The organism is Synechocystis sp. LEGE 06083, from assembly GCF_015207725.1.
Taxonomy (GTDB): Bacteria; Cyanobacteriota; Cyanobacteriia; order Cyanobacteriales; family Microcystaceae; genus Synechocystis; species Synechocystis salina.
Genome location: NZ_JADEWJ010000095.1, coordinates 1 through 12,685 on the forward strand (window position 1 = coordinate 1; position 12,685 = coordinate 12,685).

General features: G+C 49.6%; 12 protein-coding genes and 1 pseudogene. 8 read left to right on the forward strand and 5 right to left on the reverse strand.

The window, feature by feature from the left end:
* Window positions 1-294 (forward strand): M20/M25/M40 family metallo-hydrolase (locus IQ219_RS09120; protein ID WP_194072393.1); only part of this gene is annotated, 294 nt, incomplete at its 5' end.
* Here the strand turns inward: IQ219_RS09120 and IQ219_RS20520 are convergent.
* A pseudogene (locus tag IQ219_RS20520) lies at window positions 291-1,902 on the reverse strand (iron uptake porin). The gene IQ219_RS09120 and the pseudogene IQ219_RS20520 sit on opposite strands and share 4 nt — an antisense overlap.
* 586 nt (window positions 1,903-2,488) lie before the next feature.
* On the opposite strand from IQ219_RS20520, the gene IQ219_RS09130 reads away from it, so the two are divergent.
* The 7 genes from IQ219_RS09130 (at window position 2,489) to IQ219_RS09160 (ending at window position 7,443) form a co-directional block, all read left to right on the forward strand.
* Window positions 2,489-2,962, forward strand: a complete 474-nt coding sequence (locus IQ219_RS09130) for a photosystem I reaction center protein subunit XI (protein WP_194072394.1) — start codon at window positions 2,489-2,491, stop codon at window positions 2,960-2,962.
* A gap of 90 nt (window positions 2,963-3,052) precedes the next feature.
* Window positions 3,053-3,169: a photosystem I reaction center subunit VIII gene (locus IQ219_RS09135; RefSeq protein ID WP_028948017.1), complete on the forward strand. Its 117-nt coding sequence runs from the start codon at window positions 3,053-3,055 to the stop codon at window positions 3,167-3,169.
* Window positions 3,170-3,354: 185 nt separating this feature from the next.
* The gene (gene murG, locus IQ219_RS09140; RefSeq protein WP_194072395.1) at window positions 3,355-4,422 is read left to right on the forward strand and encodes an undecaprenyldiphospho-muramoylpentapeptide beta-N-acetylglucosaminyltransferase; all 1,068 of its coding nucleotides are present in this window, start codon (window positions 3,355-3,357) and stop codon (window positions 4,420-4,422) included.
* Between the two features lie 384 nt (window positions 4,423-4,806).
* Window positions 4,807-5,634: a diguanylate cyclase gene (locus IQ219_RS09145; RefSeq protein WP_194019177.1), complete on the forward strand. Its 828-nt coding sequence runs from the start codon at window positions 4,807-4,809 to the stop codon at window positions 5,632-5,634.
* 41 nt (window positions 5,635-5,675) lie between these two features.
* Window positions 5,676-6,275, forward strand: coding sequence for a hypothetical protein (locus IQ219_RS09150; protein WP_194019176.1), 600 nt, complete (start codon window positions 5,676-5,678; stop codon window positions 6,273-6,275).
* A gap of 62 nt (window positions 6,276-6,337) precedes the next feature.
* Window positions 6,338-6,679, forward strand: a complete 342-nt coding sequence (locus IQ219_RS09155; protein ID WP_190598470.1) for a hypothetical protein — start codon at window positions 6,338-6,340, stop codon at window positions 6,677-6,679.
* 185 nt (window positions 6,680-6,864) lie between these two features.
* The gene (locus IQ219_RS09160; protein WP_190598471.1) at window positions 6,865-7,443 is read left to right on the forward strand and encodes a DUF3172 domain-containing protein; all 579 of its coding nucleotides are present in this window, start codon (window positions 6,865-6,867) and stop codon (window positions 7,441-7,443) included.
* Here IQ219_RS09160 and IQ219_RS20080 read toward each other — a convergent pair.
* The 4 genes from IQ219_RS20080 to IQ219_RS09185 all read right to left on the reverse strand — a co-directional run bounded on the left by IQ219_RS20080 (window position 7,440) and on the right by IQ219_RS09185 (window position 12,060).
* Window positions 7,440-8,174, reverse strand: a complete 735-nt coding sequence (locus IQ219_RS20080) for a DUF190 domain-containing protein (RefSeq protein ID WP_228016848.1) — start codon at window positions 8,172-8,174, stop codon at window positions 7,440-7,442. The genes IQ219_RS09160 and IQ219_RS20080 overlap by 4 nt on opposite strands.
* A 19-nt stretch (window positions 8,175-8,193) precedes the next feature.
* Window positions 8,194-9,837 carry a sodium:proton antiporter gene (locus IQ219_RS09175; protein WP_194072396.1) on the reverse strand — a complete coding sequence of 548 codons (1,644 nt, stop codon included), beginning with the start codon at window positions 9,835-9,837 and terminating at the stop codon, window positions 8,194-8,196.
* Between the two features lie 116 nt (window positions 9,838-9,953).
* On the reverse strand, window positions 9,954-10,391 hold the full coding sequence (ruvX, locus tag IQ219_RS09180) for a Holliday junction resolvase RuvX (RefSeq protein WP_194072397.1): 438 nt from the start codon (window positions 10,389-10,391) through the stop codon (window positions 9,954-9,956).
* A gap of 46 nt (window positions 10,392-10,437) precedes the next feature.
* Complete coding sequence (locus IQ219_RS09185) at window positions 10,438-12,060, reverse strand: Ppx/GppA phosphatase family protein (protein ID WP_194072398.1); 1,623 nt, start codon at window positions 12,058-12,060, stop codon at window positions 10,438-10,440.
* Window positions 12,061-12,685: the final 625 nt, after the last annotated feature.

The window sequence follows — 12,685 nt, forward strand, 5'->3', positions numbered from 1 at the left end:
ATCTATCCCCCCGTGGTCAACGATCGTCGTTTGGTGGATTTAGTGCGATCGGCGGCGGCGGATGTGTTACTAACCGATGACCATCTCCAACCGGATTATCAAACCCTAGCAGGGGAAGACATGTCATTTTTCCTCCAGGCCGTGCCAGGCTGTTACTTCTTTTTAGGGTCTGCCAATAGCGACCTAGGTTTGGACTATCCCCACCACCATCCCCGCTTTAATTTTGATGAGGCCGTGTTGCCAGTGGGGGTGGAGTTATTTGTCCGTTGTGTGGAACGGTTTTGCCATGCCTAGAAGCTGAAGGTGGTACGGATTACCCCCATTACCAGGGTGCCATTGGCGTTGTTGTAGTCCGCATTGGGTACCACCACAATACCGGGGGTAATGGAAAGATTATCATTCACTGCCCACTCGAAAAACCCTTCCAGGTGCAAGGAACTATCAATGTCCGTAGTGGCAATGTCATCGGGAAAGACGATGGAACTACTGCTCACCCAGGGTTGCATGCCCACAATAATCCCCGCCATGTTACCTTCCTTGATAATGTCGGGGAAAGCCAAGGTCACTGCCCAATTCCAAATGTCTAAACTGCCCCTACCAATGCTGGCATCTACCAGATCAATGGAGTTGAGGGTGCGGGCTTTGGTGAAGCCTCCCCAGCCTCCCAGGACAAAATGGTCACTCAATTGCCAGGAAAAAGCTGCTCCATAGGCGTTGTGGGAAGTTTTGGCTGCTTCGCCAAAGGTGGTTTCGGTGAAGTAGCGGAAATTAGAGCGTTGGCTACCGGTGCTGGTGTCCAGGGTGTTATAGCCATAGCCATAGGTTAAAGCTATGGTCAAATTGTCGCTGAAGTCGTAGTTTAACTGGGCAATCGTGCCAAAACTACCGTTGAATAGCCCTTCTCCCTGGGACGGATCGCTGCCAGCGGGGGCCAGGTAACCAAGACTGAGTTGCAATCTATCCCAGGTGCCCTGCAGGGCCGCCCCGGTGCCAATAGATAGGGCTTCGGGTACCAAAGGCTGTCAACGCACCAAAGGCGCCATCCCCGTCCAAAACGTTAATGGTATTGGTGAAATCATCGAAAGCTCCCCCAGCCCCAAGGGCCCACAGACGAATATTTTCTGTGGCAGGGAAAGTATAGTACAGAACACTATTGCTGAGGTTACCATCTTCCGGTTCCGTTGCCCCTAACACCGGCTGAAAAGTACCGGCAATGGGACCATAGTCTTCTAAATTGCCACTGGATAAACGAATAAACAGATCATCATCCCCCGTAAAGCTAGTATTAAGCTCCAGGCGGGTGCGATAACCCAAGGTGGTATTTCTTGTGATTGATTCGGTGCCATTATTTTTGTCGCCGCTGACAATGCCACTCAGGGCCGTTACCACCTGCCCACTTAATTTGGTGGTGGTGGAAAATTGATGGTCTTCCAGGTAAGCCGTGCGGACTTCCAGATTATCGATGCGGGTTCCCAGGGCCGCCAATTCTCCCTGAAATTCTTGAGCTAAGCGCTTCAGCTTATCAACGTCTTCCCGTAAAACCGCTACGTTCTCCTGGATTAACCGCTCCATCACATTCATGCAGGCATTTAGCCCCGCAGCAAACTCCCAACGGGATAGGGCACGATCGCCGCGAAAAGTCCGGTCAGGGTAACCAACGATGCAACCGTAGCGCTCCACTAAACTTTTTAATGCTTCGTAGGCCCAGGCGGTGGGCTGCACATCCCTGAGATCCGACACAGAAGTGATCTGTCCCATGGGGTTGGAGTTCATATCTTCCAAGGATTGACCAAACTGCAAGCGTTCGATTTTGTCAACTGGTTCGGCTAAAGCTTCTCCCTCTCCCCCGGCGATCGCCATCAGGGCACCTAAACCCCACACTAGTGACAGCTTTTTTAACATACGAGTCCTCACACTCTAAGGATTAGCCGATAAATTATTGAGAATATAGGCAAGAAGTCAGAGCGAAAGCAATGCCCTTCCTCCCCATACCCAAAAATTGCCCCAGGCTAGTTTTAATAATGACAATCATTATCACAATATAATATTTTCCGCTATTTATGGTGAGCATTTCCACCAAGCCCATCGGACTGGAATCTTCATTGACTAAGTCCTAGTGATTTTTTCACCTGCACGAATAAATGGAGGGATAACGGCTCAGACAGCTTTTTTCCTTTGTTAATCTCCTTAGACAAAGCCATGATTTGGCTCGCCCATTTTCTCCAAATCGCCAAAAGCAAACTGACAAAGATTGAAGAAGCTTATTAAAAAAGACAGAGCCAACTAATTGGCAAATCAGATATAAAGAAGTCCCCTGGGTCGAGAATCCCAACAAAACAGCCCTTGTCGTGGGATGTCAATAAAACTTAATGAATTTTTTTAAAGCTAAAGGCCATTTTCCTCGCAAAACGTCCCCCCGTGCGTAAAATGGGGACTAAAGTTTTGTCACGTCCCTGACGAAATTCTTTAACAGGAGAACTCAATACCAATGGCTGAATCTAACCAAGTTGTACAAGCCTATAACGGCGATCCTTTTGTGGGGCACCTTTCCACCCCCATTTCCGACTCCGCTTTTACCCGCACTTTTATCGGTAACTTACCCGCCTACCGCAAAGGTCTTTCCCCCATCCTTAGAGGTTTGGAAGTGGGTATGGCCCACGGCTACTTTCTAATTGGCCCCTGGACCCTACTCGGCCCCCTGCGGGATTCTGAGTACCAGTACATTGGTGGTCTGATTGGAGCTTTGGCTTTGATCTTGGTGGCCACCGCTGCCTTGAGTAGCTATGGCTTAGTTACTTTCCAAGGGGAAGAGGGTGCCGGCGACACTCTGCAAACCGCCGATGGTTGGAGCCAATTTGCCGCTGGCTTTTTTGTGGGTGGCATGGGAGGTGCCTTTGTGGCCTACTTCCTGTTGGAAAACCTCAGCGTTGTGGATGGGATTTTCCGGGGTCTATTTAACTAAATAACCTTATAACCTTTAAACTGTTGCAATTTTGCCGTTGCCACAACGGCCTGAGCTTACAATCATCCAATTAATAAGGAGTATTAACTAATGGACGGTTCCTACGCTGCATCTTATCTGCCTTGGATTTTGATTCCTATGGTGGGTTGGTTATTCCCCGCTGTGACCATGGGGTTGCTTTTCATTCACATTGAAAGTGAAGGTTAGGCTGGGAAGGTTTGAAGACTAACAGTCTTTTGATCAAAAATGTCTAACCATCTTTGGGTGGGTCAGGATTTCTCCGTTATGCGGGGGATTGGACATTTTAATTTGTTACTCCGCCAGCGGGTGGGGTATTTTTTTTGTGGGCTTAATTAAGGGCTTATGTAGTTTTTACCGGATATTTTGGCAAGATGACTGAACCAACTCGTTTACTAATTGCCGCCAGTGGCACGGGGGGACATCTTTTTCCGGCTCTGGCCTTGGCTCAACAATTGCCAGACTATGAGATTACTTGGTTGGGGGTGCCCGATCGCCTGGAGACCACGCTAGTACCCAGGCAATATCCTCTCCAAACTATCCCAGTGGAAGGTTTCCAGGGGCGGCCCAGTTTAAAAACAGTCAAGATTGGCTGGAATCTGTTGCGGTCCGTATTCACCGTCAGAAAATTGATTAAGAGCAAACAAATTAATGCGGTGGCGACTACGGGGGGTTATATTGCGGCACCGGCCATTGTGGCAGCCAAATTATGCGGCATTCCGGTAATTTTTCATGAATCGAACTTCATTCCCGGTAAAGTAACCACTTGGTTGGGCCGTTGGTGCGACAAAGTGGCGATCGGTTTTCGGGGCACAGCCAAATATTTGCCCAACTGTGCAACGGTGTGGATCAGTACCCCCGTGCGAGAGCAGTTTCACCAACCCCAGCCCTTAGACCTGTCCATCCTAGCGGGCAAACATTTAATTGTGGTCGCAGGCGGCTCCCAAGGGGCCGTGACAGTGAACGAAAAAGTCCGTAGTTGTGTGCCGGCTTGGGTTAATGCCGGAGCTTTTATTGTCCATTTGACCGGCAAGAACGATCCGGAGGCAGCCACCTTTAGCCATGACCATTATCTTTCCCTAGACTTTTTTGATAACATGGCGGCGCTTTTGCAGAGGGCAGACCTAGCCATCAGTCGAGCCGGGGCGGGCACCCTGACGGAATTGGCTGTTACCCAGACGCCTGCCATTTTAATTCCCTATCCTTTTGCAGCGGAAAATCATCAGATGTACAACGCCCAGGTATTTGTCGATGCTGGGGCCGCCCTAATGTTTGCCCAAAAATCCCTCACGGCGGCACAGTTGGAGCAAGCTGGGCTCGAACTCCTCCAGAGTCCGGAAAAGTTGACCACCATGGCCAAGGCCGCTGGCACCTTGGCTGACCTCGATAGTGCAGAACAGTTAGCGGCGATCGTCAGGGCATCGGTGGAAAAATCTCGCTGACATTGACGGAGCCTGCTGAGACGTAGTTACCGGATTCATCAAAAAGATTGTTGTAAAAGCCCTCCCGCCTCCCCTAAGCTTGGAAAAAAACAGGAAAAAGTGCCCCATTCAGTCCATTGAGGCGCAAAATAGCACTTTGCCAGTAGGCCCTAAGCCAAGACAAGACTCGCTCCCTGTTGTTTCTAGGGGAACGATAGTAGGTACTCTATACCCCACCCACAACTAAACAGAGGGTTACCCAACAAAAATATTTAGAATATCTGGCAGAAAAGAGTCCCTGGTAAGCAGTCATTCTTAACTAAGTGAGTTACATTGAATAACCTAGGTAGGTAAATAAACCCACTCAAAAATTTCTGGATCCTATCTCCGTCCCTGCTCCCCACTATGACTACGACAGAATTAACGGCGGCCACCCTAGCTCAACTCCAGCAAGAAATTAATCGGTTGCAACGGGAAAACGATGACCTCCACATTGCCTTGACCACGATCGCCGAACATGGGGACATGATCGAGTCATTGCTGAATGAAACCAATGTCAAGCTCAGAAGTGAGATTGTGGAACGACAGCGGGCAGAAGCGAAGTTACAAAATATCCTCAGTTTAATTTCCCGAGAAAAGGAAGACCTAGAGATTATTGTGGAAACCATCATGCAACATGGGGACGTGGTGGACGCCCAATGGCGACAAAAGCTAGGAGAAACCGCAGAGCTACTCAACCTTGATAGCCTCACCCAGGTTTCCAACCGCCGCCACTTTGACCTCCATCTAGCCCAACAATGGGAACGGGCCATGGATGACCAAGGGGCGATCGCCTTAGTTTTGTGTGACATCGACCATTTCAAACAATTCAACGACCTCTATGGCCACCTCAGTGGGGATGACTGTCTACGGCGCATTGCCAAAACCCTCAGTTCCACCCTCCGCAACCCCTTCGATCTTTTTGCCCGCTACGGTGGCGAAGAATTTGCCGTCATTTTACCCCAGGTGACCGGTGAAGCCGCTCAGCAGATTGCTAAACGGATGCAATCATCCCTGGTCATGCTAGAGATTCCCCACCACCATTCCCCCACCAATGAATTCGTTACCATGTCCTTTGGCATCGGTCGCGTGTATCCCCAGCCTGGGCAATCCCCCCTAGACCTAATTGCCCAAGCGGACGAAAATCTTTACAAGGCAAAACGCCAGGGCCGGAATTGTATTGTCGGCCATTGATTTTCCTATCAACTAAGTGAGCCAGTCCCATAGGCACAACCATGAGCACTGACCAGACCAATGTCAGACAATGGGGAGAGTTTCTTGACCCTATTCCCCCCAGCGACGAATTTCTCACCCTAAACTTTTCCCCCGACCGGGCCAATCGTCTACAACGTTGGCGCAACTATGGCCTATCGGCGGACTTTTTGGGAGACTACTTTGCCACCTTTTTTCCCGGTAATGAAGCGGACGACGGCCTCAGTCAGCGGGACACCATCAAAGGGTCCGTCAGTTACATTGCCAACGAATTGTTGGAAAACGCCGTTAAATACAGCACCACGGACCATGATTGCCCCATCATCATTACCCTCCATCTCTACGATCACAAATTAATTTTTGAGACCAGTAATATTTCGCCTCTGCCAACCACCATCGAGTATGAAGACTTCATCAAAGTGCTGAAGCAGAAGGATCCCATGGAATTGTATATGGAACGGCTGGAAAAATCGGCCCTGGAAAACTGCGAAGCATCCCAAATTGGCTTATTAACCATGATTAATGATTACCAAGCCCAGTTTGGTTGGCAATTTTCCCCGGTTCCCGGCTCTGAGGATTTGATAAAAGTGACGGTAATGACCCACTTGAGCGTCGAAATTTGAGCAGTGATAGCTAAGAAAAAACCATTTCCCCCAAATCCCTAATTTTATTGCGACCTATCCATATGGAAATAACCACCGAAGATTATCGAATTTACTTTGAAGAAGCCAACAATACCCTTTATTTTCGCGGCTTTTTGCGATTGGAAGGCATGAAGGAATATCAGCCAATTATGAACACCATGCTGGAAATTTTGGCGGATTGTAGTGAGCTGATCATCAACCTGGAGGGGTTAGAATTTCTCAATAGTTCCGGTATCAGTATGCTCTCAATGTTTGTCATGAAGGTGCGGGGCAAGGAAGGCGCTAGTCTGGCCTTTAGGGGTTCTAAAAATATCCTCTGGCAAACTAAATCCCTAAGAAATCTGCAACGGTTGATGCCTGGTTTAACTTTGGAATTCATCTAAAATTGTGGGCGGAAAACGTGGATAGGATAGTATTCTCTCTGCCCATTAACTGGTGTTGGCAATGCCAAGCCATGGGACAATATTTTCTCTTCATATTCAACCCCAAAGCTCACCCTGAATCCTGGCCAGCTGAAATAGTTCTCCCAAAGTTAGACTAGGAAACTCCACCCTCTCAACTTTTCCCTATGGCCCGTAGACCCCCACCTCGTTATACTCCTCCCCCTCGTCCCAGCTATGACCGGGATTATGGCCCTCCACCGGGAAAACCCCCTGGCAAGTTCAGCTTAGGGAACATCAACTACGGCACGATCGCCCTGTTGGCAGGTATTTTCGTTTTGGGCATTGGGGTGGGCATTGGTTTTAGTTCCACCGCTAGCTTTAGCCCGGAAAATGTGGCCTCCAGGGAAGTGATTGACCGCAGTGCTCCCAACGCTGAAGTGTGTGTGCAGTTTGGCTCCAGCGCCATCGTCACCGATATGCGGGTGTTTGTGACCCTGAATCCCTTTAATGTGTTTGTTACCCAACCAGTGATGCAACCAGGCTGTGTGTTGCGCCGCAACAACTGGAGCATTTTGGAGCGGGAAAAACTGGTGGACAACCGCCAAGTCAATGATTGTAAAAATCGCATGAATACCTTTGGTTTCACCGGGCCTTTGGAAGGTAATCCTCGCATTGACTGTATTTACCAAAATGAAGCGGCGGGTAATTTATTTACCAACCAACCGGGAGCTGTGGGGCCCAGGCCGGCCACCGATAAGTTCTAAGTGTGGACCACCAGTTCAACCTGATCCCGCAGGACAATACCCCCCTGCACCGCTTGCTGGACTATGGGTAAAAGCTGGTCAATTTTCCCCCGGCGATCGATGAAGGTGAGCACTATGGGTAAATCCGAAGACAGTTCGATGATGCCCAGTAACATCACCCGCTCCTCGTTATTTTTGCCGTAGCCAGTGGCCCCCCGCACAGCTGTGGCCCCCACTATGCCTAAACGTCGGGCTTCTTGGATCAGGGCTAGATGCACTGGCCGTCCCTGCCATTGGTCTGCTTCCCCCACATAGATGGTTAATTTTTCATAGTCTGGGTGGTTACCTTGGGCATTGGGGTTGGGATCATTGACGCTGTCCATAGTTGCTTTCTCCTTCGAGGAGGCAAGGGGTTCTGGGTTATTTTCTGTGGGAGCGTGGTGTACCACCTTAACCAATTCCTTGGTGGCTAAACCTTTTGTTATTAAAGCTTGCAGTTTGGGAATATATTGGGCGATCGCCGTTGGTTGATCGATGACGGTCAAAATCATAATCATTTGGGGGGCCAATTCCATGGTCCAATCCACGGCAATCTGTGGACTTTGGGGGCCGTAGCCGATGGCGGTACGCATGACTGTGACCCCCGCTAGACCAAGCTGTCGGGCTTCCTCAATTAATGCCTGGTAAAGGAGTTTTCCTCCCTGGCGATCGCCTTCGGTGACATAAATGGTCAACTGCTCAGCGTAGTACATGGACTATGACTTGCCTAACTCAATGGGGCCGGGATAGGCTAACCCGATCCTCCGACTCCACCACCATAACCGGTAGGACGCTGGTTGCTAACAGGTATTGGGAAACGGAACCCAGCAGTAGGTCATCCAAAACACTGTGTCCCCGCTTACCAAGGATAATTTCCCCCACCCCCTGTTCCTGGGCAATGCGGAGAATTTGCTCCGGTACGACCCCCTCGGTGACGATGAATTGATGGCGAATATCAGCCAAAATTTGTTTTGTTTGCTCTCTTAGGTTTTCCACCCCTGGTGGATCTGCCAACTGGATTACATGGAGGACTACAACCCTGGCATCATTCCGCCTGGCCAATTCAGCCACCTTGGTTAAAACCTGTTTGGCGATCGCCGAGGTATCCACTGCGGCCAAGATGGTGAGAGATTGATTAACGCTCACTTTGGTCGGGTCCACGGTTCCTTTCTGCAACAATTTGGGGGCAAGGGTAGGAATGGCCCAGGCTCCCAGGGGGGCAGTTACCAGAATGGAAAGGGCCGCCATGGCCAGAATAATGTCTCCGCCGGCAATACCTTGGGATAAGGGCACAGCTCCCAAAGCAGCTTGTACAGTGGCTTTAGCAGAATTCCCTGGCAGCAGGAATAATTTTTCCCTGGCATTCCAATTACTCCCCAGGGTGGAAAGATACCAACCCAGTCCCCTGCCTAGCAAAGTGCCCACCATTAACAGGAGCAGGCCTGGTAACAGACTACTTTCTAGCACTGACAGTTGAATACTTGCCCCCAACAGCACAAATAAAAAGATTTCGGCGATCGTCCATAGCCCGTCAAAGCCTCCCCGTAATCTCCGGGCTAAGGGCGCATCTAGTTCAATCAGAAAAAAGCCCGTGGTCATGACTGCTAAATAGCCAGAGAAAATGGGCAATTGGGTAGAAGATACCACTAAAAATAAAGCTAGGGATGCAGCCACTAAACCATCTTGCACCGCCGTTTGCGTCCAGTTTTGTTTGGCCAACAGAGATACCAAAATTTTGGCCATGGCCCCGCCACAGGCAATTCCCAAACCAATTTGTAAAACAATCTGTAAAGGCAACAACTGTAGGGCACTGAGGCTGATATTCCCCACCGTCAATCCCTCGGCTCCCCCCTGGGCTAAAAAAGCTAGCAGTAAACTAAAAACTAATAGAAGCAAGACATCGGACAATGCACTGCCGGTCAGAATTGCGTCGGGAATACCCTTTTTGACTCCCCAGCCCAAACTTTTAAGGCGCAACATACCGGGGACAATCACCGCCGGGGATTCCGCTCCAACAATGCACCCCAACAATAACCCAGTGGCAAAGTCAAATTGAAATAGGACCATGGCCATCAGTGCCACGGCGATCGCCTCTAGACTGGCGGGTAAAAATCCTAAGCGGAGGGCGACGGAACCCTGTTGCTTGAGTTTTTCCCGGTCTAGTCCCAACCCTGCTTTCATTAAAATCACCATCACCGCTATGGTGCGTAGATCATCCGCCAAGGCCAACATAGCCGGACTCAGGCGATCGCCTACTTGGGGGCCGAGGACAATGCCCACTAGCACCATCCCCACCAAGGCTGGTAACTTGAGCCTTCGAGCTAGTTGCCCTCCGAAAAACCCCAGCAGAAGAATAGCGATAATACTAGATAACATTGGTTACTTTTGAAGCAGAAACAGTTAAGTTACATTTCCCAGGGAATTATTCATAAGAGTTAATAAATGCACCAAACAGCTTAATTGATGAAAATTTACCAATGGAGATAATCACACTACTCTTGTAAGCGAGAACGTCGTAAATCTAACCATTGTTGCAAAATAATTTCCGCCGCCTGTTGATCAATTAAGCCCTTGTTATAACTAGAAAATCTTTTCTGCGCTTTTAACTGATTTTCTGCTTCTACAGAACTGAGGCGTTCATCCATATATTCCAGCGCTAGACCAAGTTTTTCTGCCAGCCGCCGAGCAAATTTTTGCACCTGTTTCGCTTGGGCACCAATCTCCCCAGCCATGGTGTAGGGTAATCCCACCACTAATAAATTAACTTGCCTGGCTTCAACTAACTGTCTGATTTGGGCAATGTCTTGATCATAGGAACTGCGCACAATGGTGGTAAGACCGGTGGCAATTAAACCAGTGCCGTCACACCCTGCCACTCCGATCCGTTTTCGCCCCACATCTAAGCCCAACGCCGCTACTTTTTCACCCATAATTAACCATAAAAACCCTCATCATAACTTAAATTAAACTTCCTCCCTAGCCTTTATTTGACTGCAGCAAAATGGCTAAAGTCGCCACCACCTTCGTATTAAATTCCTCTTCAAAAATGACTTTTTTATAATCTAAATTCCATAGTTCCAAGGCACAATCGTCATCAAGATCTTTAGGGGTAATATGTAGATGTAATTGCCGGTTCTCCTGGTCGTACTGACAATCAAAACTTTCAATCGCCCCCACTTGACGACGATCCAGGGCCACCGCTAACCGGAGCAAGGCACTTAATTGTCTTACTGCTAGACGGTGGGGTTCGGACAGTTTGATGTAATCTTCGTGACGTTTTTTGGGTTTACTGCGACGATGGTAGCGGGCAATGTTGGCAATTAATTCCAGTTCAATTTCTGTGTAACCCAGCAGTTCAGCATTGCGAATTAAATAGTAGGAATGTTTATGGTGGGCAGAGTGGCTGATATAAGTACCACAATTGTGCAAAATAGCGGCGGCCCAGAGCCATTCCCGTTCGGTTTCTCCCCAGTCGTGTAAAACTCCCTGTAACTGGTCGAAAAAGCTGGTGGCAAATTGGGCAACCCTTTCCCCAAAACCTAGGTCTACCTGATATTTACGGGCGATTTTCAGCACTCCCCGTTGGCGAATTTCTCCCTGGAAGCGCATCCGGTCTTGGATAATCCGATGGGTGAGCATCCAATCGACAATCATGCCTTCCCGCAACGCCCGCTCACAAATGGTGATGCTATCTAACTCCAGCATGGTCATGGCTTCGAGTAAAATCACGGCCCCCGGCAAAATAATTTCCGCCCGGCGATCGGACAGGCCGGCAATTTCAAATCGCTCTTGGCAATTAAGACTGGCTAATTTTTTGACCCATTCCTCCACATCCTTGTGGGTAATGCTATAACCCTGGATGGGATTGGGAACTTCTTTTTGTTTTTGCAAAGCGGTCATGGTGGCCAGGGTTTCAATGGTGCCGGAGGTGCCCACTAGTTGGGCTTTTTCCTCGCCATCAAGTCGTTGTTTGATTTCATCCACTGGGCGTTCCAACATGCCCCGCACATAGGCCCGCAATACGGCCAATTCTGTCCCATCAATGGGATCAGTGTGGACAAAATCCTGGGTGAGCCGCACTGCCCCCACTTTGGTACTGCTCAAAAAGCGCACGTCCCGGCGATCAGCCAAAATTAGCTCCGTGGACCCGCCGCCGATGTCGATCATCACATGGGGCACTTCATGGAAGTCCATGCAGGAAAATACCCCCAGGTAGATGCGTCGGGCTTCCTCCGGGCCAGAAATTAAATCCACCGTCAGTCCCACTTCCGTTTGCACCCGGGTGAGAAAGTCCTGGCCATTTTTTGCTTCCCTGGTGGCACTGGTGGCTACGGCGATAATGTTTTCCACCTCCAAGCCCTTGGCCAATTCCACACAGCGCTTCAAAGCGGCGATCGCCCGATTCATGGCCGCTGGGATGAGGTTGTTGGATTGGGGGTCCCGATCGCCCAGGCGGACAGTGTCTTTTTCCCGAGCCACAATGGTAAAAGTGGCCAGAACCGGATCAATGCGGACAATGACCATGTGAATGGAGTTGGTACCAATGTCGATCGCCGCCAACATACAGGGGTCAACAATCTGGGCAGGGGAAGGAGCCATGGGTTAACACTCTCAAGGGGACAGGAACGGGGGAGTTAGGGTCAAAACTTTACCAACCAGCCTAGGGCCAATTAACCGCCCCCAACTTAACTTTTCCATTGTCCATTGTTATCAACTCCTCGCAAAGCACTAGCAAGGAGAAAAAGTGACTCCCAGCGACCCAAACTAACCATGGCTGATTGATTGAATGTCAAGGTTGAAGTGATCGGAAAAATTCCAAGGTCACAGGGGATTAGGGCAACGGCTCTACGAAGTGGCAGGAGGCTCCAGCGCGGAGCTTTTACACCATTTTGGGGTCTGTTTTGCTGGGGCTGACAAAAGCTAATAATCCTGTTAAAGTCTGTTTAATTCACTCTGCAGTCCCAAATTAACTCTAATATCAGAGCTGGGAACGCAAATATCTCCTTCACACTCTAACTGAATGGCTCACAGCCCCCCATTCTGACCCGTTAACCACTGGAGATTCCCAGGGCCATGTTGAGTTACCGTTACGCCCTCTCATTGGCATTGTGTTTTTCCCTGCCCCTCTCGTTGGGTGGCCGGGCTGTGGCCGAAACTGTAGATTTTTCTCCCCTCCATGGCTTTGCCCCAGTTACTGACATTGATCAAGAAGACAATGCGCGGG